Consider the following 25643-nt stretch of genomic DNA (forward strand, 5'->3'; position numbering starts at 1 on the left):
AAATTTGCAGATAAATTTCCTTTTGGCGCTTATCTAGCCGAATTATTTTATAATGGAAGAAATAAGGAAAAGGGGTGTGAAGTTATGCTGATCAACAAAGTAAACCTCGCTTCAAATTCTCTAGCAAAAACAAAAGCTTTTTATCTGAACCGGCTTGGCGCCAAATTACTCGGGGAGACACCTAATAGCTTTTCGATAAAGATAGGGGCAAGTGAATTGATTTTCACTGAAGCCAAAAGCGGTAGCAAGCCATTCTATCATTTGGCCTTCAACATCCCTTCCAATCAATTCAAGGAGGCGAAAAAATGGATCACCGCCCGCGCTCCTTTAAATAGGGAAGAGGGGGTTGATGAAGTGTACTTCAAGAATATCCATGCCCATTCTCTTTATTTCACCGACCCTAGCCATAATGTTGTCGAGTTCATCGCAAGGCATTCCATCGCACCTGAGAACAATGAGCCTTTCTCAATGAACTCTTTGCTAAGCATCGGGGAAATCAATCTGACGACTTGGGATATCGAGGGGATTGGCCAACAGCTGATCAACAGGAATATCCCAATCCGGGATGATGAATCCTTGAATCCCGATGGTCTTACTTTCATGGGTAGCGAAGGGGCATTTCTATTGTTGGGCAAACCAGGACGACGGTGGATTTTTTCAGAGCAATATGCAGAAATCCATCCTCTCATGATAGAAGTCGATTTCAAAACACGCATCATCCAAGATGGTGCAGGCAAAACGCGGATTTCTAAAACATAACGAAAGAACGGACTCCATTGTCGAGTCCGTTCCTTTTATTTCACGATTTTAAATTCCTTGATCGGCCAATACACCAAATTCGCCTTACCGACTATTTCCTCTATGGAAACGGGTCCGATTTCACGGCTGTCCAGACTATTCTGGCGGTTGTCCCCCATCACGAACAGGTGGTCATCCGGTACGGTCATGCTGCCTGACACTTCCTCAAGCTTGAAAGAACCAGTCAATGGCTCCCCGCCCATTTCTTCTTTATATTCATCTAAATAGGGTTCATCATATTTCTTGCCATTAATATAAAGCGTGTCATCCTTATATTCGATATGATCACCCGGTAGGCCAATCACCCGTTTTATGTAATCTTTATCTTCCGTTGCATGGAAGACGACAATATCAAATCGGTCAATGCTACCAATACTCGTGCCAAACTTAGTGAGCACAATTCTTTCATGATCTTGTAAAGTCGGCATCATAGATTCCCCATCCACGACTATAGGGGCAAATATATATGTTCGAATCAGAAAAGCCAATACGACCGCAATCCCAATCGCTTTAACCCACGAAAAAACCTCTTTGCTTTTTTCCAATCGAAGTCCCTCTCTCTTGTGTTTTAGTCTAGTCATTATATCACAGTAAGAATATAATCACTTCATACAAATGCCCACATTTTCCCCTAACTTTGGCATATTATTGAATTATTCGTTATAGCGGTTGAATTATCCTTTCAGATGGTAGAATGAGGCAACAGATAATAAACAGACAAAGGAACAATTGGTTCGATTCCTCCGTTCAGCTTGGGACTTTTATGTAACCTAGCAAGAAGCGCATTCGATAGGGTAAATCGAATGCGCTCCTTCATTTGATGTAAACAACTAGACATGGAGAATGATATTTAATACTGCTTATATTCAATCTCTTCATTTTGGATTCCATCTTTCCTTACTAGGCACATAATTCCCGGCACGATGAAGAAGATCAGTGGCCATATATGGAATAGGGTAAGAATGCCGATAATGATGAATACAATTCCGGCCGCTTTCACTCTGCCTTTTTTCAAGAGAATGATGGCAATCAGTCCACCTAGCAGAGCAAACGCCAACGATACAATTCCTCCCCACAATAGTACTTGGAACAGTTGGAGTGTCATCTCCATTTCGGAAGCCGCCATCTCCACGTCGGAACCTAATGAGTATTCAACCAGTTCCGTTAGGTCGACCGTGCTGGTGTAGACAGCCGTAATGATTCCCACAAGTAAGGAAATGGTTGCGATCGTTACGCCAATAATGCTTAACACAAATTCACCGTTACGTTTCATTTATACTTCCCCCCAAGAATAAGTTACTTAGGTACTCTACCCCATTTAGAAAGGAAGTAAAGATTGTATGTAATATAACCGGGTCCTCTTCACTTTTTGTCTTTATTGATGCGTCCCTCAAGTTCTTTCATCTTCTTTTCCACGCTGGAAACGCCTTTCGTATGTTTTTGAAAAAAACGAATGATTTTCACGATCATCACAACCAGTAATACAAGAAGTCCCAGGAAAAATAATTGCCACAATACATCACCAATAGTCCATTCCATATAAGGCTTCCCCCCTGTCATCGATCGGCGGCTTACTGAATGAAAGATTAGAAGACTAACGCTTTACGATAGATTTCATTTAACTCGTATAAAACTTCACCAGCTCGACCATCGCACTGCCCATCCGTTGATCTTCTGGATAGATGACCCGGTCAATCCCTGCCTCGATGATGACTTGCGCCGTCACTTTACCGACAGCCAGGGCCACGACATCCGTTGCAAAGCGGTCAATTAAGCGTTTTTCCACACCTAGTTCACGGGCAAATCTCATCAAATTTCGAGGCTGGGGCGCACTCGTGAACACAACGGCATCTATTTTCCCATCGAGGATTTCCCCAATTAATAGATGCATCGTTTCTGTTTCCGGGGCAATATGTTCATAGGGCAATATCTCTTTATGTTCGACTTTTTGTTCATCCAACCAGTTCATCAAAAGCGGTGCCGGATCTCCATGCAGTTGCAAGGCGACTTTCACACCGCCGAGCAAATGTCCATCAAGATTGCGAACCAATCCTGCCGTACTGCCATCATCATCACGGACATCAGGCTCCAGGCCAAGCTTCTTAAGCAGGTTTTTCGTTTTATACCCACGAACGGCGATCTTCATTTTTTGCAAAGCTTCTATAAAACGGTCCCCCGCTTCCATTTTTACAGCGGTATTATATAAGAGTTCCGTGCCCACTCCCGTCGTAAGAATGATCCAATCGAACTCTCCTTCTATTAAACGGGTAACATCCTCCTCCAGATGGGAATCATCCAGATATACCGTGCCTTGTGCTGACCGGACAAGCGGGACGCCCCCTAGATTATCAACGATTTTACTGAGTTCTTCCATTTTCCTTGCTCCCAAAAGAGCAACTGTCCTGCCGTTAAGCTTACTCATTCATGACCCTCCATATGTATGCTTCATCTATAGTCTTATCCCTATTATACAAATTTTCAGTCTATGAAACTATAAAAAAGAAGCTTCTTTCCGTATCCCGGGATCCTTTACATAAAAAAAGAGACTCAGAACATGTCCAAGTCTCCATTCGTAGCGTTTACTTTTCCGGTACGCTACAAGAACCATCCGTGCAAGCATCCCCTGTTTCATTCACCATTTGCAACGGGTTTTCCTCTGCCCATACCTTCCTCAATGTATCTAAAAACGCTTCGGCAGGCTGAGCTCCTGAGACGCCGTACTTTCGGTTGATCACATAGAATGGAACTCCCGTAATCCCAAGCAAACTTCCTTCTTGTTCGTTGCCCCTTACTTCCGCCGTGAAGGCTGTGCCCGCTAACATCTTTTCCACTTCAGACTGATCAAGACCGACTTCTTCTGCCAAATCCGCCAATGTGGCATGGTCGCCGATATGCTTGCCTTCCGTGAAGTATGCTTTGAACAGACGTTCATTCATTTCTTTCCCTTTTCCTTTTGATTCGGCAAAATGCATCAAGCGGTGAGCATCAAAGGAATTCGTCAAGACGACTTTGTCTAAATGATAGTCAAGCCCCAACTCTGCAGCTTGTTGGGTCATATTTTGGCTGTTGGCTTCCACCTGAGCCTGCGACATGCCGTATTTCTTCGCCAACATCTCACTTTGGCTCATATTGATATCCCGTTCCGCTTCCGGATTCAACTCAAAACTACGGAATTCAACCTCGACCTGATCCTTATTTTCAAATTGATTCAACGCATCCTCGAAACGACGCTTTCCAATATAACAAAACGGACATTGATAATCCGACCAAATTTCCACCTTCATGTTAAGACCCTCCTTGAATTAAATGCAATTACTTTAAGCACATTATATAGGGCAGAATATCCTTCTGCAAGGATATTAGCCTAGGTACGCACTTTCGGAAAAATCAATTTTGTCCATGAACTGTTCTAGCGTGTACCCTTTCAAGAGCTTCAGGGTTTCCTGTTCTGCCTCATTCATGATTTCTTCCAAAGCACGATCAAGCTGTTTCCCGACTTCCCCGCATTCACTCGTATCCAGGAAATCAAGACATTCCGGTCGCACTGCCAGATATACATCTGCCAAGGTCAGGATATCGGCGGGTACATGAAGACTATATCCACCTTCACGCCCTTCCTTGGTCTCGACGATTCCAGCTACCGCAAGCTGGGCCATCACCCTCCGTAAAAACGTAGCATGTGAATGGACCTTTGATGCAATCACGGAACTCGTCAGCAGCTTCCCACTTTGCGCCAGCCAAACCAGAGAGTGAATAGCAACGGCAAACCGAGCGGGACCGATTTGGTTATTTTTAGTACTTGATGACATCACTATTTCCTCCTATATCTTCTATGAACTACTGTGAGACTAGTATACTATGTTCCTATCTCCCGAACAAATGGCCTTTCTCTTCGATTTTCGCTCAAATAGTATGGTAAAATTATCAGAATAATGAATCTATACCAATAGGAGAGAGTAAATGAGGGATAAGTCTGGGTATCTGTTCGTCATCATGGGTGCCATGCTGTGGGGAACGACGGGTACCGCCCAATCATTCGCCCCGGATGGCGCCCATCCCTTTGCAATTGGTGCGGTCCGCCTCGCTTTCGGAGGAATTGTTCTCGTACTTATCGCTTTCTTGCAAAGGAAAGTAACGGTCCATAATTGGCCAGTAAAGGAAACACTCTTGGCCACGCTAGGCATGGCTTGTTATCAACCGCTTTTTTTCATGGGTGTCAGCCTCACCGGAATCGCCATTGGTACCATCATTACACTGAGCAGCGCTCCGATCATTGCCGGTTTCCTTGAATGGGTGATTGAAAAAAAACAACCTTCCATGATTTGGTGGTTGGCGACAGGTTTATCGATTGCGGGATGCTTACTTCTGTTTGCCAATGAAGGGCAAGGACCAATTGACCCAATCGGCATCCTACTTGCACTTGGTGCCGGGGCGTCCTTTAGCGTGTATACACTCGTAAGCAAGAAAATTCTGGGCAAACAGCCTCCAGAAGCAACGGCTGCGGTCATCTTTACTTTAAGCGCCTTGCTATTGTCGCCTATGCTATTCATCTTTGATAGTAGCTGGATCATAACCACTAATGGGTTGGCCATCAGCCTTCACCTTGGCCTTTTTGCGACAGCTTTGGCTTACTTGCTTTTTAACAAAGGTCTTCTATCCGTCCCATCATCAACTGCCGTATCGCTGTCATTGGCGGAACCATTGGTAGCGGCACTTCTTGGTGTCTTTCTTGTCGGCGAGAGCCTGAGCTTGTTGAACTGGTTTGGTGTTGGACTGCTTTTATGTGGAATTGTTTCACTGACCTTTTCACCGAAGGCACCTGCTCCAATCGAGAAGACTTCCCTATCATAAATAGAAAGAGCACCGCTTTCGGCGCTCTTTCTATTTATTTTTCACCATATAATACAAAAACCACACGGCGTGGTTTTGCTCATCTGCGGCAGCACGACGAAATGCCTTTCTTACCGACCGGTCTGCTGCACCATCTGCTGTTTCCAAATAAAAATCCACGGTTTTCTGTTCATCCACAAGGGCAAACTCCAAGCCTGCTTTATATGAATCCGGGCATGTTTCCGTCACTTTCGGTGTTGGCTGGTATCCTGTCAGATTGATGTAGATTTGTGAAAACACCTGAAAATGTTTCATCTCATCTTCCCTGATCTCAAGGATTTGCTTCCGCTCTGTTTCGTTAGGAGCCATCCTAGCTAGTTTCTCGTAACACAAGATGGCGCTATACTCCCCATTAATCGCCTGTTCTAACTTGTGTATCAAGTCCTGCTGGCGATTCTCTTCCTGATCATTCGCTATATAATCATACATCTAAAAAGACCTCCCCATTCCATATACCCTTATCTTATGACAAGTGACGGAACATGTGCCTAGTATATTGACGACCAATCTCGCATTGAATCCTACAGATCCTACCGACAGCAGGCCGGTTTATTTTATGTTGCGTAAAAAATGAGTAGATACTTCGCTAAATATGTGTACGATTCGTGAGCCTTCCCTTTAAACAAAAACCATTTTCAATATTTGTACATATATTGTACAATGTTTGTATAGATATATTCATTTAGGGAGGTATCATATATACATGACATTGGATGAAGTCTTATATAAAGTATTCCTTTTTTGGTATGCATGCGGAATCATCCTTCTTAGCTTTGATTGGATAGCGCCGTGGCTAGAATGGGCCAATGCCATGTTTTTGGTGTTGGCCGGATTGTTAGGGGTGATCTTTTTCATCAAGAAGTTTAATTGGCAGTACGGGCTCTTGATTAGTAGTGTCATATTTTCGTCTTCCTTTCTTATTGAATACCTCGGCTCTGCCTACAGTATTTTGTTCGGACAATATGGCTACACAGAAAAATTCGCCCCCAATTTATTCGGAGTCCCCATTGCGATTGGGTTCGCATGGCTGATGGTGATGGGAACATCTCATGTATTGGCAAAAAAAATCGTTCCACATGGCGGGCTCTTATATGCCATTGTCGGAGGATGCATCGCGGTGGTCATCGATTTAATCATCGATCCGGTTTCCTATAAAGTGAAACAATATTGGCTATGGGAAGAAACAGGCGTGTACTATGGGATCCCTTTTAGTAATTTTGTCGGCTGGTTTCTGGTCGCCTTTGTCCTTCATTTGTTTCTTTTGTTCATTCTCAAATGGAAGAAAGACACAAATCAAAATATAAGATGGGAAAAACGCATGGTTCTTTTATTTGCGCTAATGATTGGGATGTTCATCTTATTAGGTCTACTCGGAAAACTTTGGCTAGCAAGCTCGCTCACTGCTCTATTAGCCAGCTTCATCCTATTACTCGCCTTAAGAAGGAGGGAAGCAACATGATCCGTGCCAATAAAAACCGACTATTCCACTCCATGTTTTCCCTTTATCATCAACGTTTATTACGACGGTCCTTTGATCAAATCCATTTATATTCCAAAGGAACCCTTCCAACAACGCCGGCAATTTATATCGCGAATCATAGTTCTTGGTGGGACGGACTCATCTTTTTTCATCTAAGCCGAACCGTCCTTCCTGGAGACCTCTATATCATGATGCATGAATCAGGGTTAAAGCAGTATCCGTATTTTAAAAGATTAGGAGCCTTTTCCATTAACCGCAATCATCCAAAAGATATCCTGCAATCCCTCCAATATGCGCAACAGTTATTAGAAGGTGGAAAGAGTGTCTGGATGTTTCCACAAGGAGATGAATTTCATTTAGAAATGCGTCCGCTAGGCTTTCAACCAGGCGTTACATATGTATTGGAACACTGTCCGCATACACCGGTCGTCCCGATTAGCTTTTATTATTCATTTGGCCAAAGGAAAAAGCCAGAAGTGTACATAGAAGCAGGAAATCCGCTATATCATCACGATTTACCCGGTAGGTCACGGAACGAAAAAACGGCTGGACTGGAACAAGTTTGCACCGAGCAGTTGGATGAATTAAAGCAGCTTGTCGTAACAAAACAATTCAACAAGTTTTCGATTTTACTTTAGGGGAGTGTGCTACATGTTATTTTCTTTCATCATCTGCTTAACGATTTTCATCATCTGGACGATGCTGAATGCGCTATCCCTGCCTAGGCTGCCTAAAGAAGCAAACCTAGACAAGACACCGCTCGTTTCCATCATGGTTCCCATGAGAAATGAAGAACGGAATGCCGAATCCATGGTCCGGTGCTTACAGGCTTTGACCTATCCGAACATTGAATTCATTTTGTTGGACGATCAGTCCACAGATCAAACCTGTTCCATCCTGGAAAAGGCAACCGAAGGCGACAGCCGGTTTCGCATCCTTTCCGGGGAAAAGCTGCCTGAACAATGGGTAGGCAAGGTCCATGCATGTCATCAACTGCAACAAGAGGCGAACGGGGCATACTTCCTTTTTATCGATGCGGATGTGCGTTTGAAACCCCATTGTCTCGAAAAATCACTCTCACTAATGAAAACAAGCCGGGCGCACCTGTTAACTGGGTTCTCCGCATTTGAAGTCCCATCTTTTCTAAGTAAGCTCCTTGTCCCCATGCAACACTTTGTCGTCCTGTTCCATTTGCCGATCATGTTTGCCAACCGGACGAATATCCTAGCTACGACCGCTGCACATGGAGGGTTTATGCTATTTGAACGAATGGCTTATATGAAGATGGGCGGCCACGAGACGGTACGATCCTCATTGGTCGAGGATGTCCATATTGCACGTAAGATGAAAGAGCAAGGATTTAAGGTAATGCTTGCGAACATCACCGATGAAGTGTCCTGCCGGATGTATGAGACGAACCAGGAAGTATGGGATGGGTTTTTAAAAAACATATACAATGGCCTAGGCCGTTCTTTTCCTCTGGTCGTATTATTGACGGTTTTTTATAGTTTCTTTTACATAGGCCCCCTTCTCTTGCTTGCATACGGGCTTATCGAGTTCCAGCCGGTTTGTTTCATTCCATATCTCCTCATTACATGCCAGCGTTACATTGTGGACCGTGTGACGAACCAAGGAGGGTATCTATCATTTTTGATGCCGTTATCCGCGGCTTCATTCATCGGCATCATGCATGCATCCATGTGGAAATCATGGTCCAGACAATCTTATGAATGGAAAGGACGGCACTATTCATGAAAAAAGTGATCATCATCGGGGGCGGTCTCGGCGGTCTATCGTCGGCCATCACCCTAGCACATGCAGGATTCCACGTCGAACTCTACGAAAAGAATCGTCATTTCGGCGGGAAAATGATGCCAATTCAACTTGGTGATTACTCGTTTGATTTCGGTCCCAATACCATCACGATGCCTTCGGTGTTTAAACAGGTGATCGAACAAACGGGAGAACGGGCCGATGATTATTTCGAGATGATCAAACTGGAGAATCATACACGCAACATCTTTCCGGATGGAACCCATTTCGACTTTTCCAGCAATCAGCAAACCGTCCTTTCTCAACTTCAGAAAGTTGATCCTGCCGGGGCTCGCCATTACGATTCTTTCATTAAGGAAATCACCAGGTTATTCAAGCTCTCGGAACGATATTTCCTCCCCAGAACGTTTCGTTCATGGCGTGATTATACTTCGCCTTCATTGGGGGCGGCGATGATGCGCGTACGCCCCTTGCAGACATTGGATTCTTTTTTCCGTTCTTACTTTTCCAATCCTCGCATCATCGAAGCCTATAATCGATATGCCACATACATCGGCTCTTCCCCATTCCAAGCACCCGCCACGTTTGCGATGATTGCCTATTTGGAAATGGTCGAAGGGGTGTACTATGTAAAAGGGGGCAATGTGAAAATCGCGGAAGCCTTTGCTTCGCTTGCCAAGAAGATGGGTGTCAGCCTTCATAGTGAATCGCAAGTAAAGAAGGTGCTCGTGGCCGACAATAAAGCAACCGGAGTCGAGTTACAAAACGGGGAAAAGGTGATGGCTGACCATGTGATCATGAACGCCGATTTATTGAAAGCCTATCCTGAACTAGTTGCTGAAAAGGACCGTCCTTCTTTTAAAAACGATAAGGTGGATAAAATCGACCCCTCCATTTCGGCATTCGTTATACTGGCCGGGATCAACAAACGTTTTACCCAATTGAAGCATCATACCGTTTATTTTTCCGATGATTATCAACAGGAGTTCAATGACCTCTTCGTCAACAAAAAATACAGTGCCAAGCCGACCATCTACATTTGCAATTCGTCCCATACGGATCCTGGCCGCTCGCCAAAAGGGGATAACTTATTCATCCTGGTTAATGCCCCCGCCCTGCCTCCGAATGGAAAATTGCAAATAGAACCGGTTGCCTATAAGAAATTGATCTTTGAAACGTTATCTTCCCATGGCCTCGATCTCACTCAACATATCGTGGAAGAAAAAATCATAACCCCTTCCGATATCGCCGCACAATTCGGGGCCCATCGCGGGGCCTTATACGGAGTCTCTGCCAACCGAAAAAAAGACGCATTCCTGCGCCCACAAAATACCAGTAAAGATATCAAAAACCTGTACTTTGTCGGTGGTAGCACTCACCCTGGCGGCGGTTCACCGATGGTAACGATTAGCGGTCTAAACGTAGCCCGCTCTATCATAAAAATGGAACAATATAACAAAATCAGTTGAAACGGAAGGTGCGAGACTCCTGCGGGAAACGCGTGTCTTCGGGAGACCCCACAGGCGTAAGCCGAGGAGGCTCACGGACCGCCCGCGGAAAGCGAGTGCCTGGAGTGAAAATCACCCTCCATAATATAGACAGTCTCTATTTTTATCCGAGTGTGTCTACATACTGAAACAGGTCACTTCGCACAGGAAGTGACCTGTTTTTCTACATATTGACGAGTATCCGTTGCTTCATCTGATTGGTCACAAAATGCTTTTTATGAAAAACATGATACTTCTTCGAACGGACGGCCGTTAAAATCTCACGGTATAAATAGGCGGCACTTTTGACTGGTATCCTTGAATAGATTGGATATTCATTCAAGGTTTGAAAAGCTTCTTGGTAAAACCCTTCAGCCTCTTTCGCTAGATGCTCCCACACTTCCACAAAAGGGACATCCACCTTTCCAGACCATAGCGACTTTTCCGTCAAACCATGGGCCTTCATCACATCATGAGGCAAATAAATTCGATCACGACCCAAATCCTCTCCTATGTCACGCAGTATATTGGTCACCTGCATGGCCAAACCCAATGCAATGGCGCCGTCCTTTAAAGCAGCCACTTTCTTCGGTGCAAGGATTGGCAGGAGCATCAGACCCACTGTACTCGCTACATGATAACAATAGTTCAAGAGTTGATTCACCGTCTCATAGCAATTGATCGTGATATCCATTTCCTGGCCTTTGATCATTTCACGGAAATGCTGTTCATCCATCTCATAGCGTCGAAACACATCATGAAGAGCCACCCACATGGGGTTGGATGCATCGTATACCCCACTTAGGAAATGCTCGAACTCACTCGTGAAAACGGCAAGTTCAGTTGCAGGGTTCTCCCCCTCATCGACAATGTCATCGACCGTCCGGCAGAAGGCATAAACGGCGTATACCGCTTGTCGCTCATCCCTCGGCAGAATGGAAAAGGCTTTATAAAAGGTTTTGGAATGGTGGGCAATCACCTTTTCGCAATTCCGGTACGCCTCTTTCACATCATACATGGACACTCACTCCTTTCAGGGCTTGATCACGCTGGATTTGATCCGCAAGTAATTTTGCTCCTTGCATAACAAGCGGAATGCCGCCGCCTGGATGAACCGATGCTCCCACTGCGTACAGATTATCAATAGGATACGGTTTCACCTGCGGCCGGAAAACGCCAGATTGCAATAAGGTTGGTGCGACACCGAAGCTTCCGCCTCGATACAAGCCAGATTTCTCGGCATCCGTCGGTGTCCGTATTTCCATCCATTCAATGGCTTCGCGCAATCCTGGGAAAGATGATTTCTCCATACGGTTGATTATTCCATTTATCCATTCCGTTTCGTTGGACCAATCAATATCCGACTCGGACGGTACTGGAACCAGCGTGTACATCACACCTTTACCGGCCGGGGCCAGGCTATCATCGATGATGGATGGATGAAAGGCATATATGGAAGGGTTCACCGGAAGCTTTTTCCTGTCAAATACATCTTTCATATGCTCAGAAAAATTATCCCCCATGAAATACTGATGCACATTTGCTTCTTTGTATATGCGATTTAAACCGAAATACAGGAGAAGGCAGCCTGAAGATGGGGTGAATGTCCTTTTCTCTTTTCGTCCCAATACATGCTTGATATTTGGGAAATCCCCGTTAAACACGACAGAATCATAAGGGATGAATCCACCCTTCGTCTCAACCCCGGTTACTTTCTGGTGATCCATAGGGATATTCTCCACCCTGCTATTCAGGTGTATTGTCACATTGCGTCGTTTCAGTTCGTTTTCAAGGACGGGGATGAGGCTTGCGTACCCACCTTTTAGATAGTGGACTCCCTGCTCATGCTCAGCGAATGAAACTAACGAGTACATCGCGGGAACTTGAAAGGGATTACCGCCAACATATAAAGATTGAAGTGCATAGACCGATTGTAGCCTTTCATCTTTAAAGTATTGAGACATCAATTTCTGTACCGATTGATAGGGTTTTAGCTTCATCAATGTTTTGAGCTTGCTTGATGTCCAAAAATCTTTGGGATTCACAAAGGATTCTTCCAAGAATGATTTTTTCCCCAACTCAAGTCGATAGCTTCCCTCTTTCATAAAACGCTTGAAACCCTCTACTTCTGAAGGAAAGACCCTTCTGAATTCCTCCACTTGCCGCTCAAAGTCCGGATATTTCGTGAATGACACTCCATCGGGAAATTGGATTGAATAGAGGGGATCACATAGGAGGAGTTCATAGATTTTCCGGTCGATGCCCGCTTCATCTAAAAGTTGTTGAAACATCTCAGGTAACAGGACGATGGTCGGACCTTGGTCAATCCGAAAACCATCTCTTTCAACAAAATTCAGCCTCCCTCCAAGCTGCGCCTCTTTTTCATAAATCGTTACATCGACCCCCTGCTTCGATAAAAACAAGGCACCCATCAACCCTCCGACACCGCCACCAATAATCGCTGTCTTCATCAAAATCCCTCCACGACGGGAAGCGGTGATACAGGAATGATGTCCCGCTTATCCTGTTCCAATATGCCATTCGCCGTAATGCGTGCAGATTCCAGGATGGTCGGGAGCCCGCTTCCAGGATGCGTTCCACCACCAACGAGCCAGCAATGCTTGAGCTCTTCGAATTGGTTATGCGGTCTAAATACCATCATTTGTGAAAGCTGATGCCCAAGGTTGAAGGTCGCCCCTTTATAGACCAATTTGTCTTCTTCCCAATTACGGGGCGTGATCATTTTTTCAACTTCAATATACTGCTCCAGGTTTTTGAATCCCGTCTTCTCTTCGACCGTCTTTAAAATGAGTGCCCGGAATGCTTCTTGCTCTTCTTCCCAGTCAATCCCGCTAAAATTATTCGGCACAGGTGCCAAGATATACAGGGTGGACTTTCCTTCGGGAGCTAACGTTGGATCGGTGACACTCGCATTTTGAATATAGATCGAAGAATCTTCAGAAAGGATCTTCAAGTTCGTTATTTCCTCCACATTCTTTTGATAATCTTTCGAGAAAACGATGGTATGATGCGGCAAGTCGAACTTCTTATTCAACCCTAGATATAACATGAATGTGGAACAAGAATATTTCTTCTTCGCCAACTTTTCAGGTGTATATTTCTTTAACTGGCCTTTACCGACCAAATGGGTCATCACGTGGGCAAAATCACCATTAATGATGACTTCATCCGCCTCCACCCTTTCTCCGTTTTCAAGGTCAACGCCTTTCACCGTTTTCCCTTCAATCCAAAGGCTTTTCACCCCGCTATTCGTATGGATCTTCCCACCATGCTCACGAACCACCTTCGCCATCGATTTGGATAGCTCGTTCACTCCGCCAATTGGATGGAAAACACCATAAGCATGTTCCATATAAGAAAGAATCGAAAAGGCACCTGGACATTCCCACGGTGACATGCCTAAATATTTAGACTGAAACGTGAACGCGAGCTTCAATTCATCCACGGTAAAATATCGGGACAAGACATCATATAACGTCTTATTCAATTCAAGTTCAGGAAGCGCACGAAGAACTTTCGGCTGAAAATAGTGCATGAACCGATCCATCTTGGATTGCAAAATGGGTGAGAGGGCCTCCATTTTCTTTGCCGTTTCCTTCAAGAACCTTTCATATCCCTCGCCATTGCCTGGATACACCGACTCGATTTGCTGTTTCATCTGCTCTGTATCACGGGTCATGAGCAGTTTCCGATTCTCAAAAATCAGTTCATACATTGAATCGAGTTCCACCGCGTTCAAATAGTCATGCAAATTTCTCCCAGCGGCCGTAAATAATTCTTCGACGATATGAACCATCGATAAAAATGTCGGTCCCATATCAAACTTATAATCTCCCAACCTCACTTCGGCATTTCGACCACCGATATAGGATTGCTTTTCATATACGTTAACCTGATAACCTTTACTTGCTAGAATCATGGCTGCAGCAAGCCCTCCTGGACCTGCCCCCACAATCGCCATACGCTTTTTCATTCGGATACCTCCACTCTGCACAAATGTTATACAAACATTATACAACGGTTATATATCAAATACTACAATTTTTATTTAACCGAGAAGGTCATCTGGATAAAAAACGCTTTGGGAGGCTGGTATAAAGGCACTTTTCAAGATTATTTTTCTATGAAATTAGCTTTTTCATCCCTTTTCCCATCGAATACCCGGACTATCATTAGCTGTACAAATGTTAAACACTTTTATATAAGAAAATGAAAAAGACAGAAACGTTGACTCACCAACGTCTCTGCCTCACGACACCCTCCCACTCTAATCAACCAGCACCATCTGGTTTTTCGGAAAGACCAGAACGATTTCTTGACCTACATGATATGGTTCTGTCATCTCCCCATTCACGATAAAATCCCCGAATGGTGTCCCCACACTATATTGATAACTTCTTCCTAGATATGTACAAACCTTAATTCTTCCCGGTAAACAATTATGTTGCAGATTTCCCGAAGGACTTTTTGCTTGCATCATTAAAGCATCCGGCCTGATTGTACTTGTTTTCCCAGTCAAGTTAGACATATTCGCATCCTTTTGGAGAACAAATACGTACCCTGATTTAATCAGTACGATATGGTCTCCGTCATCATGCCGCTCATCGAAGGAAATGAAATTCTTATACCCGATAAAGTCTGCGACAAATTTGGTTCGAGGATAATTGTAAATCGCCGCCGGACTATTAAACTGCTCGATGGCACCTTGATTCATGATCGCCACCTGATCGGATATCGCTAAACATTCTTCCTGATCATGAGATACGTACACCGTGGTAATCCCTAACTTTTGTTGAATCCGCCGTATTTCCGTCCTCATGTTCACCCGTAAGTTTGCATCGAGGTTACTCAATGGTTCGTCAAATAAAAGGATATCCGGTTCGATGACGATGGCCCTTGCAATCGCAATGCGTTGCTTTTGTCCACCGGAAAGCTCATGCGGATACCTCATTTCAAACCCTGACATATTTACGATTTCCAGCACATCCATGACACGTTTTTCTATCTCCATCTTGGAACATTTCCTAAGCCTCAGTCCGAATGCAATATTATGAAAGATCGTCATATGCGGAAATAAGACATAGTTCTGAAACACAAAGCCAACATTCCGCTTCGTAACAGGGACTTTCGTATAATCTTTCTCGTTATATAGAATCTTCCCTTCACTAGCTTGTACAAGCCCCGCAATTAAACGCAATGTCGTTGTCTTCCCACATCCACTTGGACCCAGTAGGGAAACCAGCTGTCCTTCTTCAACTTCAAGTGTGAGATCTTTTAAAACCCTTTGTTTGTTATATGCTACCGCTATCTCTTGCAAAGCAAGTAAAGCCAATTAGCTCTTCTCCTTTTTTATCGTTACCCGAAATTAAACTATCATTCCTAACGTAACAGCCATCCGACTATGTAGTAGTATGGACTTTTTTAATGAAACACATGTAAAAAAACCCCATTTTACACTAACCACTTATTCGATTAGTGATTGTGACCAATAATAAAAAGAAATTTCAGACAATTCACCTAAAGAATTTCCGATGAATCCATGATAATCTAATAGTATGTTATATAAACTTACATGAAAAGTTACTTAACAAAACATATATTGATAAAAATCGTCCATGAAAGGAATGAATAGATCATGAGCATAGAAACATTAACCAAACAAGTTAGAACTGATTTGTCCTACCTTTCGATCGGTAGCAACGATCGGGTGGATCCATCCAAGCAACCTACAGGACATATCTATGATGCAATCATTATCGGGGGCGGACAAAGTGGGTTAGGTACGGCTTTTGGACTTTTCCGTGAGAAAATATCCAACATCCTTGTCATCGATGAAAATGGCGAAGGGTTGGAAGGGCCCTGGAGAACCTATGCTCGCATGGTGACATTGCGGACACCCAAGCATTTGACGACCATCGATCTTGGCATCCCTTCCTTGACGTTCCGCGCATGGTGGGAAGCGCAATTCGGTCAAGAAAGCTGGGAAGCGATGGATAAGATACCCCGGCAGGAATGGATGAATTATCTTCAGTGGTATCGGGAAGTCCTCAACCTGCCTGTCATCAATAAGGTGAAATTAAAGCTGGTCGAGCCTACCGAAGAAGGAATCCACAAATTGCATATCGAAGGCCAAGGAGCCCACACGTCCCTACTGCTTGCTCGCAAGGTCATTTTAGCCACCGGGATTCAAGGTGGGGGCGAATGGCATATTCCACCCATGATAACAGAGAACTTGCCTCGCCACCTCTATGCACATACCTCGGAACCGATTGACTTTTCCACCCTCAAAGGGAAAAGGGTCGCTATTTTGGGCGGCGGAGCCTCTGCTTTTGATAATGCCCATTTCGCCCTCTCTGAAGGCGTCGCAAAAGCCCATGTCTTCATCAGGCGCAAAGAGATTCCCCGCATCAATCCGATCCGGCATATGGAGGCTTCCGGCATAATCGAGCGTTTCCATACCCTACCGGATGCTGATAAGTATGCCGTGATGAGCCATTTCTTTAAGCATAATCAACCACCGACCACAGATATGTTTCAACGTGCCTCCTCATGGCCCGGATTCGACATGCACCTGGGCTCCCCATGGCTTCAAGTAAAGAACGTAAATGATCAAGCTGTCGTGACAACGCCTAAGGGAACATTCACTTTTGATTTCTTGATCATCAGTACCGGCCTTGTCACGGATCCTTCTTTACGGCCTGAATTACGGCTTGTGGAAAAGCACATTGTCCGCTGGAGCGACCGCTATCACGCCCCGGAAAATCTGGCTAATCCTACGATTGATGCACATCCTTACTTAAGCCCCGGCTTTGCTTTCCAAAGCCGTGATGATAAAGGAAAAGGGCGACTGCACGGAATGTTCGCCTTTAACTATTCCGCCTTGATCAGTTGCGGCATTTCAGCTTCAGCACTTTCGGGATTGAAGTTCAGCATACCAAAACTCGTAGCGGCGGTAGCTGAACAGCTCTTCACCGACAATCGAACAGACATCCTCACAACATTCTTTGACTATGACCAAGTAGAATTCACCGAAGAATGGCCAAGAAAAGAACAAAGGACGGACTCCACACCCCAATCGTTCATACACTCGATACCCAGTTGACGATTTGGATAGCCCACCTAATATTCTCAAATAAATGGCTTGCTGGCACATCTAAGGCAGCAAGCCTTTTATCATCCTGGAGAAAAAGCCAAAGGCATTTCATCCATTATTCATTTCTTTCAACACTAGATTCCCACCCTGTTGTACAATGAAGGTAACGCTTACATTCCATTTACTTTCCTTACATCATCTGAACACAGGAGGTTCTCATGGGTTTTCTAGAGATTAGTCTATTATTTGAAACAAGGAATCAATTAATCGAGGAAATTTCAGGATTGAACAGTCCCATGATGGATTACAAGGCTTCACCTGAAAGCTGGAGCATCGCCCAAATTTGTCATCATCTATTCCTTTCTGAAACTGTTTTTACCGAGGCCATTGTCCGTGGTTTAAAAGACAGGGACTATAAACAGATCATCCAAAAAGACATCTACTTAACTTCGGATCTGACAAAAAAATTCAAAGCCCCTAAGATGGTGGTACCTTCTCAAGAGCGTTTGGAATTACCAAAGTTACTGGATCGGCTGTTTGAATCAAGGAACCATTTATTGAATGTAATTTTTGAACAGGAAGATCGGAGCATTTTTCGTAGAAAAAAAGCAAAGCATCCACTATTCGGCCATCTTTCTTTAGATCAATGGATCGAATTATTATCCTTACATGAGCAACGGCATATTGAACAAATAAAAAGCATGAAACTCCAATTCGGGTAACCCCGATAGTATCCTAAAAACATCCAGGCCATCAAATAAAAAAACCGCCCCTCATCATCCGGTGCGGTTTTCCTTATTAGTTCACTCTTATTCTTTCTCCAACAAACTCTATGGCATTCATGAATTCGGAGACAAAACCTTCCCGGTCGACACCGTGCAGCACATGGACATTTGGCGTTTTGCCACTGCGCCTTGCATAATCCACGACGGTTGTCCCTGCCGTTAAACGACCTTCCAATTCAACTTGCACATAATAGTCCTGTCCCTATACCTTTTTAACAAATTGGGATTTTAACTTCATCGCACCAAAACCATCTATTTTGCAATCGATGTCATGATCGCCTTCCACCAATCGGATACTTTTCACTTTTGTCCCCATTTTCAAGACGGATGAACTTCCCTTGACTTTAAGGTCCTTGATGACCGTTACGGAGTCACCATCATTCAAGACATTGCCGTTGGCATCTTTAATGGTCTTGATCTCTTCCGTTTCTGATTCTATGGACCACTCATGTGCACACACCGGGCAAACATAGAGGCTTCCATCTTCGTATGTATATTCTGAATGACAGGTTGGACAATTAGGTAAATCGGACATTATTTTCATTCCTCCATTCAACATTGCTCATTCTAATATAACAGCATCTTCCAGGCAATAGGCATTGGAGAAGGGAACCATGCACATATGGTTCCCTTCTTTGGCATTTTGGCCTTATTTAAATTCACCTTTAAGTAAATACACCACATCGAAATCCTTTAACTCATCCATATTGCTTTTTGGATCTTCATAAAAATCACTGGATAGGGAAGTTGCACCTTCCTCATCAAGTGTATAACAAATACTCGCTAGCACCATTTCATCCTTTATGGGAAGGGTTTCTGATATTTTTCCCGTTGTAATCGAAGCCTTTTCAAGATCCCTCTGCTCTGTCACTAAACTGCTAAAACTCGAATGATCACTTTCATCATCACCCTCCGTTTTTATTCCAGTCATGAAGGTAAACTGGTTCTCATTGTCCGGATTTTGGGTTCTGGCGAACATCAATGAACCATTTCCGTAAACCGGAGCAGTAGCATCATTGATCTTTTTACCAACCAATTTACCAGATTCATATTTTTCAATCCAAAAAGAAACTTCTTGATATGTATCATCGATATTGAAATCGAATAAGAATGCGTCACTCGTGGTCAGGGAAAGAATATCCTCTTCCCTATCCGTCAAATCCGCCACCGAGATGGTATTTGTTTGATTACCGGTACATGCCCCCAAAACGATGGCCAGCATGGTCAATAGTGCCGTGTATAAAATCTTCTTCATGCGTTTTCCTACTCCTTTATCAACTAAAATTCACAAAATCTTACACATTATATCATTGACTGAATAATTATGCATTATCTTTCAGAATAGGTACTTTTCCATATGGAACAGGGAGCTGGTTCGTCATCCCTTCCGTAAAAAAAAGCAGCACAGTGTCAACTGTACTGCTTTATACCATAGGCTCGATGATGATTGATCAGATGAATAGTTTAATGGTAAGAATCACTCCGATCGTTATAAAGATCGGTCCCCAAAATTGCATTGGAATGAAGAATAGACTATGGCGGGTCCCCATTCTATAGGCAGTACCTGTTTCTTGATCGACAAGAACCTTTTCAGAACCACCATTTAGTTTTCTACCCAAAAACCAGACGATGATCCCGGCCACGAACAAACCGATGATTAATGAAGTATCTTCGGGCAGTGAACGGTCAACCGTCATATCCAAGATCCAACCGAATAAAAACACCAATGGCACCATAATGACAAAAACTAAAAAACCCAGCCCTCTCCATATAATCATGCCTGAACCTCCCTTTCACCTCCGAGTCGTTTATTATATTCACCCACCAATCATTTTATGGATGGGGTCAATCCTTTATGTTAGATGGCGAGTTCCCCTGTAGAACAAATATGTTCCCATTTTCAGGCATAGAACCCCCCCTACGTAGCAAAAATGATTACATAAGCCTTTTGTTATGCAGGAGAGATACACTAATATTATTCAAAGACTATGTTAAGTCAGGCGCTTTTTTCAATTTCTTCATTTCTTTGAAAGACGGGTTTATATTTATTGATAATCCATTTGAAAGGCAATATACAATAGTCTACTATTTTCCCTTCAATTAACGGCTTCATAATCCAAGTCACAGGCTTCGAGCTGAGTATTAGTACTAGTAGAACGGCATAAACAGGAAGCTGTATATAATCCCAAATTGAATTGAAATCTTCCGGTCTAATGTAATGCACATAAAGTGTTTTAACAATAGCACCGTGAAGTATATAAATATAAGCCGTTCTTTGCCCTAATTTAGTAAAGAATGTCTTTTTCTTCGGAACAAAACATAAAAAGGCAAAGCCCACTAAAAGTGAAAATGAATAGAACATCGCCCGCTTCAAGCCGATATACCATTCTTCGTGTCCATTCGCAACATATGAACGGTTTGCTGCCAACCAAGATTGGACTTCTGCTGGTGGGATTTGAGATACAAGAAACCACACTATTAAAACGATGAACATTCCTATTAATTTAGACGATTTCTTTTTAACGATTTCGAATTGTTCCTTCTTCAAATAAAAACCTAGCAGGAAGTACGGGAAATAGGTGAATGTTCTCTGGATATTCATATAATGACCAGCTGATTCAACATATCCTATTCCAACCCCAAAAACAAATGCCCAAATGAGTGGATGCGTGAGCCTAGTAAATATGAATAGAAGCATTTTCCACATAAATAAACTAAATATAAACCATAAAGAAAATTGCGGTTGGAAAAAGTCATATGTAAAGATACTTTTGTCATATAAAATATAATAATAATATGCAAATATTATTTGAAATAATAAGTAGGGCACAAGAATTGCCTTGACATTTTTCTCAATATACCCTGGCCGATTAAAACCCTTGGATAAAAAACCTGTAATGACTACTAGCGAAGGCATTCTAATTAAAGAGAGGAAATTATTGAATTCGAAGATTAACCAATGATGATGTTTCACTTGTACAATAAAGTGACCTAATACAACTAGAAATACGAGAATAAATCTAGCGTTATCATAAAATGGATCACGTTCTTTAACCGTTTTAATATTTAGCACCCCTTAAATACTTTTTTACAAGTTTAGCCCACAATAAAAAAAAGACGTCAATCTTGAGTCTTAAAAAGAGCTATTATATTGTATAAAATTATCATTTCAATATAATTATAACTTTAATAGAATTCATTTCAATGGAAAAAAATAGTAATAAGTATCATACCCAAAGCCTATTTTCATTATTCCTATTTCTTCTCATAATTGAATTAAGTCGGTATAAAATGGACTTTTCTTTTCAGTATTTCCTTACCAGATATACCGCGTCACCATTTTTTGTGGATCTTTGCTTCGGTCCTGCGATAAAAATGAATACGTCTTACAAATCTATTTGGGAGAGTTGTACACTTCCGATATCCCTCTTTTATCAAGTTGATCTCGTTGAATAGAATTATATTTCGACTGCATCTCCTCACCCCAAGTTATAATACTTCTACTTTAAAACAAAAAGACCGTAGCAAAGTCGATTTTCAACGAATTTGTCTACAGTCTGATTTATTCTTCATAACATTAATTGATCTTTGTAATATTTGGAAACACCCTCTAGTCCCTAGGAGAATCAAGGGCTTGATAGGCCTTCTGGTACTTTCCGCCATCAGCAACCTCTGCATGATATAAAGCCTTAAGGGCAAAATTCTTCTCTAGATTGTGTTCTTTCATCAACACTTTCAATTGCGTTTGTAGTTCCGAGTGTTCTTTCATTAGCTGTTTCATTTGCGTCTTGAAGTACTTCATTATTATCGTTACTTCCTTTCAGGTGCTAAAAACTCACCCATCAAGTATACCATTTACGCATTTTTTCACCAGCACACCACTATCTCTCGTCATTTACATTCCACCAAAATCCCCCTGGTACCATCCAACTGTTTTTCGGTTGGGTCGCTTGCAAAAGGCACATTCCAGAAAATTTTTCTCAAAAGGGAAAAGTAGTTTCATACTATTGATAACATCACAAAGTTCAATCGTAGTGGCTTTTCTAAAAGAAAATCCAGTAAATGCTATGTTATAATGGATAATAAAAATCACATGAATTCGCATACGATCAAAAGGGGCTGTGTTACATATGAATAATAAACTTATTATGCCAGTTGAAATTTCCATCAAAGAAAAAAAGAAACTCTCACAAGGGAAAGTGATGCAAGTCGTCGTATTCTCACGATGTACGATGATTGAAGTAGAATCATCATTAAATGAAAATTATTATCTCATTTACTATAAGAATAATCTTGTATATGGTGAAAAGGTAGAAAAGATAGAGAAAGATTCATTTATCGATAAAATACGGAAAATGGGTATCGTCTTACACTCAGACCATCCGTTCCTCTCCGCAATAATCCCCAGCCAAACCGCCACTATTCCAAATAAGAATAAGCTTTTCTCCCAACTTCAAAATCAATATTCCCTCCAGGAAGTAGCCTACATCGCTACGACGCTCGACTCATTTTTCACAAAGAAACAACTGAGCAATGTCATATACAAAATCTTTTACCACTATAGAAGAAACGGCAACTTCATGCAGGCCTTTCAAATCATTAAGATCTTGGCAAACTTCGCTCCCGACCTGAATTCTGCGAGAGAGATTAAAAACTCATTGGAGTTCCATTCCTATATGGAATTTTACACATCCTCATCACTATCTACCATCCAGGAGAAAGATTCGCTTTTTGTTGAATGGCATTGCTTCAGATATCGCTTACAACCTGATGAAGGAAAAATGTTAGAAGGTTTATTGAGGAAACAGGACTCTTTCTTGACCCTTCTCTTACTCTGGATGGAGAAAGTGGAAAAGTATGCGAAGGTGCCTTCCATTGAAGCCTATACCACGATGGCCTTGCAATTCGTATCCATGGAAAAGTGGATCGTAACCTTAGACTATTTACACATCAACCCATTTCAGGTGCTACCACAAACCAAATCGATGATTGAAGAGATGCTTCAGGAGGAACACTATGAAACAGCCGCTCTCTATTTAATGAATTTCCTTAATGCCCTCCCGGATACCTATGAGGAGATCTTGCATACATTATGGGAACATTTAGATCCGACGTTTATTGCCACCCATATAGATACCTTCATGGTTATGATTCAACAGCTCGTCCTAGAAGATGGCGAGAAGCAATCCGAACAAAGGTTACTACAACTTATTGGTAAATTGCTTGAAACCTACGATCTTAAAGAGGTACATGAAAAGCTGCTACCCATCCAAAAATCAGCTCCCCATTCTCCGGTGTTCCGGAAAATAAACAAGATGATGACCTTGCTGGATGATCCCGATCAAATGATGGAACTCGGACAATATTATGCAGAGTTTAAGCAATACGATGAAGCCATCGAATGTTTCTCATGGGAGATGGAATTGTACCCGGATGACCCCGCTCCCGTATCGCAGCTGTCCAAAATGTATCAAAACAAAGGGATGGTTAAAGAGGCCTTTGCTTACCATCAAATATTAGATCAAATGAAATAACGTGCAATGAAATATAAAAAGGATTAGAACTCACCCTTCTAATCCTTTTTTATACGGTTTAAGAGTTTATTTAAGAAATAAAGCTCATTTCATATGGCTCGCTTAATTGATCCGAAATATGGAATACTATCCATGTGAGGCTTTGAAGATTTATATAAAACGTACACATAATTCGACAAAAAACGCACTATATCGACAAATCTATTTGACATTTAATCCGTTAATGTTTAGAATCTTTATGATATTCAAAAAAAGAATTGAGTGTTTAAAATGAAAACGAACTTATTTCGAAAAAAATCCGTGAATCAACTTTTACAAAATCATGGAAAAGTACAATTACAAAAGACACTAGGAGCGTTTGATTTAATCCTACTCGGTGTCGGTGCCATTGTGGGTACAGGAATTTTCATCCTTCCAGGTACCGTTGCAGCCCAGCATGCAGGACCTGGGATTGTGTTCTCTTTTATCATTGCCGCCTTTGTTTGTGCATTTGCCGCAATGTGCTACTCTGAATTTTCTTCATCCGTTCCAGTTACAGGGAGTGCATACACATACTCCTACATTGTCTTTGGGGAGATCATTGCTTGGCTAGTCGGCTGGTCCCTATTACTTGAATACGGCTTAGCTGTTGCTGCCGTTGCTACAGGCTGGTCATCCTATTTTAGCTCGCTACTTGCCGGGTTTAATATTTTGCTTCCTCACGAAATATCCGGTTCATTTGATCCGGCCAACGGCACATACATTAACCTGCCAGCTATATTGATCATTTTCCTTATTGCCGCCTTGTTGACATTAGGCATTAAAGAATCGACAAAATTCAATACGATTATGGTATGTGTGAAAGTGGCCGTTATTTTACTATTTATTATAGTCGGCGCATTCTACGTTGAACCGACAAACTGGAAGCCATTCACCCCATTTGGTACAAGCGGGGTCCTAAGTGCCGCGGCCTTAGTATTTTTCGCCTATCTTGGCTTCGATGCAGTATCATCTGCAGCCGAAGAAGTTAAAAATCCACAGCGTAACATGCCAATCGGTATTATTGGTTCGCTCTTTATCTGTACCTTATTGTATGTTGCTGTATCCCTTGTATTGACGGGTATGGTTTCTTACACACAGTTAAATGTAAGTGACCCTGTAAGCTTTGCCATGAAAGTGGTTAACCAAGATTGGGTGGCCGGTATTATCTCCATAGGTGCCGTCGTTGGGATGATGACCGTAATCCTTGTTATGCTTTACGGTGGTACTCGCCTAGTATTCGCATTCGGTCGTGACGGCTTACTACCAAAATTATTATGCGAAGTTCATCCGAAACGTAAAACACCAGTAAAAAACACATGGATTTTTGCGACTCTCATTGCCTTATGTGCAGGCTTCGTCCCATTGGATAAGTTAACAGAGCTTGTAAACATGGGTACTCTTTTAGCCTTCACTGTTGTATCAATCGGAGTCATTTACTTACGCAAAAACAAAGACATTCCGAATGATGGATTTAAGGTACCTTTCTTCCCAGCCATTCCAGTCATTTCATTTATTTTATGCATATTCCTGATGACCCAACTATCCGCACACACCTGGATTGCGTGCCTTATTTGGATGATCATCGGTATAATCATTTACTTTACTTACGGTAAAAAGCACAGTATTTTGAACAAATAACAAATATGGCTGTTGCGGTGTGGATGTTCACATCTGCAGCAGCCATTTATTTTTGGAATCATACATGACCAATCAACTACGCACTTCCACACACGGAAATTGATGGTATTTCTACCAATTAGT

The 25643-nt window shown here is 42.6% G+C and carries 27 protein-coding genes; 10 read left to right on the forward strand and 17 right to left on the reverse strand.

The genetic code is table 11. The features are described 5' to 3' along the window. The first annotated feature begins 84 nt into the window (after positions 1 to 84). Positions 85 to 759, forward strand: coding sequence for a VOC family protein (locus tag ACIQXU_RS03230; RefSeq protein ID WP_402986664.1), 675 nt, complete (start codon positions 85 to 87; stop codon positions 757 to 759). Between the two features lie 35 nt (positions 760 to 794). Here the strand turns inward: ACIQXU_RS03230 and lepB are convergent, their stop codons facing one another. The 6 genes from lepB to ACIQXU_RS03260 all read right to left on the reverse strand — a co-directional run bounded on the left by lepB (position 795) and on the right by ACIQXU_RS03260 (position 4607). After that, a complete protein-coding gene (gene lepB, locus ACIQXU_RS03235; protein ID WP_402986666.1) occupies positions 795 to 1343 on the reverse strand; it encodes a signal peptidase I in 549 nt (182 codons plus the stop codon). Between the two features lie 305 nt (positions 1344 to 1648). Beyond that, positions 1649 to 2071, reverse strand: a complete 423-nt coding sequence (locus ACIQXU_RS03240) for a DUF4064 domain-containing protein (protein ID WP_402986668.1) — start codon at positions 2069 to 2071, stop codon at positions 1649 to 1651. An 89-nt stretch (positions 2072 to 2160) separates the two neighbouring features. Continuing rightward, positions 2161 to 2337, reverse strand: a complete 177-nt coding sequence (locus ACIQXU_RS03245; RefSeq protein ID WP_402986670.1) for a DUF4083 domain-containing protein — start codon at positions 2335 to 2337, stop codon at positions 2161 to 2163. 79 nt (positions 2338 to 2416) lie between these two features. Beyond that, the gene (locus tag ACIQXU_RS03250; RefSeq protein ID WP_402986672.1) at positions 2417 to 3220 is read right to left on the reverse strand and encodes a uroporphyrinogen-III synthase; all 804 of its coding nucleotides are present in this window, start codon (positions 3218 to 3220) and stop codon (positions 2417 to 2419) included. 157 nt (positions 3221 to 3377) lie between these two features. Then, positions 3378 to 4082 carry a DsbA family oxidoreductase gene (locus ACIQXU_RS03255; protein WP_402874783.1) on the reverse strand — a complete coding sequence of 235 codons (705 nt, stop codon included), beginning with the start codon at positions 4080 to 4082 and terminating at the stop codon, positions 3378 to 3380. 75 nt (positions 4083 to 4157) lie between these two features. Next, a complete protein-coding gene (locus ACIQXU_RS03260; protein WP_402957801.1) occupies positions 4158 to 4607 on the reverse strand; it encodes an RrF2 family transcriptional regulator in 450 nt (149 codons plus the stop codon). Positions 4608 to 4758: 151 nt separating this feature from the next. On the opposite strand from ACIQXU_RS03260, the gene ACIQXU_RS03265 reads away from it, so the two are divergent. Beyond that, positions 4759 to 5649, forward strand: coding sequence for a DMT family transporter (locus tag ACIQXU_RS03265; RefSeq protein WP_402957803.1), 891 nt, complete (start codon positions 4759 to 4761; stop codon positions 5647 to 5649). A 30-nt stretch (positions 5650 to 5679) separates the two neighbouring features. Here the strand turns inward: ACIQXU_RS03265 and ACIQXU_RS03270 are convergent, their stop codons facing one another. Beyond that, on the reverse strand, positions 5680 to 6117 hold the full coding sequence (locus tag ACIQXU_RS03270) for a ferritin-like domain-containing protein (protein WP_402957805.1): 438 nt from the start codon (positions 6115 to 6117) through the stop codon (positions 5680 to 5682). 274 nt (positions 6118 to 6391) lie between these two features. On the opposite strand from ACIQXU_RS03270, the gene ACIQXU_RS03275 reads away from it, so the two are divergent. From ACIQXU_RS03275 to ACIQXU_RS03290, 4 genes are read left to right on the forward strand one after another with little or no spacing between them, the layout of a single operon-like run. After that, on the forward strand, positions 6392 to 7147 hold the full coding sequence (locus ACIQXU_RS03275; protein ID WP_402986674.1) for a carotenoid biosynthesis protein: 756 nt from the start codon (positions 6392 to 6394) through the stop codon (positions 7145 to 7147). Continuing rightward, a complete protein-coding gene (locus ACIQXU_RS03280) occupies positions 7144 to 7806 on the forward strand; it encodes a lysophospholipid acyltransferase family protein (RefSeq protein ID WP_402986676.1) in 663 nt (220 codons plus the stop codon). Before ACIQXU_RS03275 ends, ACIQXU_RS03280 begins: the two co-directional genes overlap by 4 nt. A gap of 13 nt (positions 7807 to 7819) precedes the next feature. Next, the gene (locus ACIQXU_RS03285) at positions 7820 to 8923 is read left to right on the forward strand and encodes a glycosyltransferase family 2 protein (RefSeq protein ID WP_402986678.1); all 1104 of its coding nucleotides are present in this window, start codon (positions 7820 to 7822) and stop codon (positions 8921 to 8923) included. Beyond that, entirely contained in the window at positions 8920 to 10410 is a 1491-nt protein-coding gene (locus ACIQXU_RS03290; protein ID WP_402986680.1) for a phytoene desaturase family protein, read from the forward strand. Before ACIQXU_RS03285 ends, ACIQXU_RS03290 begins: the two co-directional genes overlap by 4 nt. Positions 10411 to 10612: 202 nt before the next feature. Here ACIQXU_RS03290 and ACIQXU_RS03295 read toward each other — a convergent pair whose 3' ends face one another. The 4 genes from ACIQXU_RS03295 to ACIQXU_RS03310 form a co-directional block, all read right to left on the reverse strand. Next, a complete protein-coding gene (locus tag ACIQXU_RS03295; protein ID WP_402986682.1) occupies positions 10613 to 11446 on the reverse strand; it encodes a phytoene/squalene synthase family protein in 834 nt (277 codons plus the stop codon). Next, on the reverse strand, positions 11439 to 12899 hold the full coding sequence (locus tag ACIQXU_RS03300; protein ID WP_402986684.1) for a phytoene desaturase family protein: 1461 nt from the start codon (positions 12897 to 12899) through the stop codon (positions 11439 to 11441). The genes ACIQXU_RS03295 and ACIQXU_RS03300 overlap by 8 nt, the downstream gene beginning before the upstream one ends. Then, the gene (locus ACIQXU_RS03305) at positions 12899 to 14422 is read right to left on the reverse strand and encodes a phytoene desaturase family protein (RefSeq protein WP_402986685.1); all 1524 of its coding nucleotides are present in this window, start codon (positions 14420 to 14422) and stop codon (positions 12899 to 12901) included. The genes ACIQXU_RS03300 and ACIQXU_RS03305 overlap by 1 nt, the downstream gene beginning before the upstream one ends. 294 nt (positions 14423 to 14716) lie before the next feature. After that, positions 14717 to 15781 (reverse strand): ABC transporter ATP-binding protein, encoded by a 1065-nt coding sequence (locus ACIQXU_RS03310; protein ID WP_402986687.1) that lies wholly within the window; start codon positions 15779 to 15781, stop codon positions 14717 to 14719. Between the two features lie 303 nt (positions 15782 to 16084). Between ACIQXU_RS03310 and ACIQXU_RS03315 the strand changes: the two genes are divergently transcribed. Together ACIQXU_RS03315 and ACIQXU_RS03320 are read left to right on the forward strand one after the other, a co-directional pair. Further along, the gene (locus tag ACIQXU_RS03315; protein ID WP_402986689.1) at positions 16085 to 17551 is read left to right on the forward strand and encodes an NAD(P)-binding domain-containing protein; all 1467 of its coding nucleotides are present in this window, start codon (positions 16085 to 16087) and stop codon (positions 17549 to 17551) included. A 209-nt stretch (positions 17552 to 17760) separates the two neighbouring features. Further along, positions 17761 to 18264, forward strand: coding sequence for a DinB family protein (locus tag ACIQXU_RS03320; protein WP_402986690.1), 504 nt, complete (start codon positions 17761 to 17763; stop codon positions 18262 to 18264). 76 nt (positions 18265 to 18340) lie between these two features. Here the strand turns inward: ACIQXU_RS03320 and ACIQXU_RS03325 are convergent, their stop codons facing one another. The 6 genes from ACIQXU_RS03325 to ACIQXU_RS03350 all read right to left on the reverse strand — a co-directional run bounded on the left by ACIQXU_RS03325 (position 18341) and on the right by ACIQXU_RS03350 (position 22129). Then, entirely contained in the window at positions 18341 to 18514 is a 174-nt protein-coding gene (locus tag ACIQXU_RS03325) for a hypothetical protein (protein WP_402986692.1), read from the reverse strand. A 15-nt stretch (positions 18515 to 18529) separates the two neighbouring features. Continuing rightward, on the reverse strand, positions 18530 to 18862 hold the full coding sequence (locus ACIQXU_RS03330) for a zinc ribbon domain-containing protein YjdM (protein WP_402874746.1): 333 nt from the start codon (positions 18860 to 18862) through the stop codon (positions 18530 to 18532). A 114-nt stretch (positions 18863 to 18976) separates the two neighbouring features. Next, positions 18977 to 19582 carry a hypothetical protein gene (locus ACIQXU_RS03335; RefSeq protein ID WP_402986693.1) on the reverse strand — a complete coding sequence of 202 codons (606 nt, stop codon included), beginning with the start codon at positions 19580 to 19582 and terminating at the stop codon, positions 18977 to 18979. 196 nt (positions 19583 to 19778) lie between these two features. Beyond that, positions 19779 to 20105 (reverse strand): hypothetical protein, encoded by a 327-nt coding sequence (locus ACIQXU_RS03340; RefSeq protein WP_402986695.1) that lies wholly within the window; start codon positions 20103 to 20105, stop codon positions 19779 to 19781. Positions 20106 to 20323: 218 nt separating this feature from the next. Further along, positions 20324 to 21400, reverse strand: coding sequence for an acyltransferase family protein (locus ACIQXU_RS03345; protein ID WP_402986697.1), 1077 nt, complete (start codon positions 21398 to 21400; stop codon positions 20324 to 20326). Positions 21401 to 21937: 537 nt separating this feature from the next. Further along, positions 21938 to 22129, reverse strand: coding sequence for a hypothetical protein (locus ACIQXU_RS03350; protein WP_402874739.1), 192 nt, complete (start codon positions 22127 to 22129; stop codon positions 21938 to 21940). A gap of 328 nt (positions 22130 to 22457) precedes the next feature. On the opposite strand from ACIQXU_RS03350, the gene ACIQXU_RS03355 reads away from it, so the two are divergent. Both ACIQXU_RS03355 and bcaP read left to right on the forward strand, forming a co-directional pair. After that, positions 22458 to 23861 (forward strand): tetratricopeptide repeat protein, encoded by a 1404-nt coding sequence (locus ACIQXU_RS03355; protein WP_402986698.1) that lies wholly within the window; start codon positions 22458 to 22460, stop codon positions 23859 to 23861. 270 nt (positions 23862 to 24131) lie between these two features. Next, positions 24132 to 25520, forward strand: a complete 1389-nt coding sequence (gene bcaP, locus ACIQXU_RS03360; protein WP_402874732.1) for a branched-chain amino acid transporter BcaP — start codon at positions 24132 to 24134, stop codon at positions 25518 to 25520. Positions 25521 to 25643 lie beyond the last annotated feature (123 nt).

Source organism: Peribacillus sp. NPDC097284, from assembly GCF_044761765.1.
Lineage (GTDB): Bacteria > Bacillota > Bacilli > Bacillales > DSM-1321 > Peribacillus.

Coding starts and splice junctions, on each gene's coding strand:
- ACIQXU_RS03305 (WP_402986685.1), bottom strand. CDS start 14,422: ATGAAAAAGCGTATGGCGATTGTGGGGGCAGGTCCAGGAGGGCTTGCT.
- ACIQXU_RS03290 (WP_402986680.1), top strand. CDS start 8,920: ATGAAAAAAGTGATCATCATCGGGGGCGGTCTCGGCGGTCTATCGTCG.
- ACIQXU_RS03350 (WP_402874739.1), bottom strand. CDS start 22,129: ATGAAGTACTTCAAGACGCAAATGAAACAGCTAATGAAAGAACACTCG.
- ACIQXU_RS03270 (WP_402957805.1), bottom strand. CDS start 6,117: ATGTATGATTATATAGCGAATGATCAGGAAGAGAATCGCCAGCAGGAC.
- ACIQXU_RS03340 (WP_402986695.1), bottom strand. CDS start 20,105: ATGATTATATGGAGAGGGCTGGGTTTTTTAGTTTTTGTCATTATGGTG.
- ACIQXU_RS03230 (WP_402986664.1), top strand. CDS start 85: ATGCTGATCAACAAAGTAAACCTCGCTTCAAATTCTCTAGCAAAAACA.
- ACIQXU_RS03300 (WP_402986684.1), bottom strand. CDS start 12,899: ATGAAGACAGCGATTATTGGTGGCGGTGTCGGAGGGTTGATGGGTGCC.
- ACIQXU_RS03245 (WP_402986670.1), bottom strand. CDS start 2,337: ATGGAATGGACTATTGGTGATGTATTGTGGCAATTATTTTTCCTGGGA.
- ACIQXU_RS03295 (WP_402986682.1), bottom strand. CDS start 11,446: ATGTATGATGTGAAAGAGGCGTACCGGAATTGCGAAAAGGTGATTGCC.
- ACIQXU_RS03265 (WP_402957803.1), top strand. CDS start 4,759: ATGAGGGATAAGTCTGGGTATCTGTTCGTCATCATGGGTGCCATGCTG.
- ACIQXU_RS03285 (WP_402986678.1), top strand. CDS start 7,820: ATGTTATTTTCTTTCATCATCTGCTTAACGATTTTCATCATCTGGACG.
- ACIQXU_RS03250 (WP_402986672.1), bottom strand. CDS start 3,220: ATGAGTAAGCTTAACGGCAGGACAGTTGCTCTTTTGGGAGCAAGGAAA.
- ACIQXU_RS03280 (WP_402986676.1), top strand. CDS start 7,144: ATGATCCGTGCCAATAAAAACCGACTATTCCACTCCATGTTTTCCCTT.
- ACIQXU_RS03355 (WP_402986698.1), top strand. CDS start 22,458: ATGAATAATAAACTTATTATGCCAGTTGAAATTTCCATCAAAGAAAAA.
- ACIQXU_RS03315 (WP_402986689.1), top strand. CDS start 16,085: ATGAGCATAGAAACATTAACCAAACAAGTTAGAACTGATTTGTCCTAC.
- ACIQXU_RS03260 (WP_402957801.1), bottom strand. CDS start 4,607: ATGTCATCAAGTACTAAAAATAACCAAATCGGTCCCGCTCGGTTTGCC.
- ACIQXU_RS03275 (WP_402986674.1), top strand. CDS start 6,392: ATGACATTGGATGAAGTCTTATATAAAGTATTCCTTTTTTGGTATGCA.
- ACIQXU_RS03240 (WP_402986668.1), bottom strand. CDS start 2,071: ATGAAACGTAACGGTGAATTTGTGTTAAGCATTATTGGCGTAACGATC.
- bcaP (WP_402874732.1), top strand. CDS start 24,132: ATGAAAACGAACTTATTTCGAAAAAAATCCGTGAATCAACTTTTACAA.
- ACIQXU_RS03320 (WP_402986690.1), top strand. CDS start 17,761: ATGGGTTTTCTAGAGATTAGTCTATTATTTGAAACAAGGAATCAATTA.
- ACIQXU_RS03330 (WP_402874746.1), bottom strand. CDS start 18,862: ATGTCCGATTTACCTAATTGTCCAACCTGTCATTCAGAATATACATAC.
- ACIQXU_RS03335 (WP_402986693.1), bottom strand. CDS start 19,582: ATGAAGAAGATTTTATACACGGCACTATTGACCATGCTGGCCATCGTT.
- ACIQXU_RS03255 (WP_402874783.1), bottom strand. CDS start 4,082: ATGAAGGTGGAAATTTGGTCGGATTATCAATGTCCGTTTTGTTATATT.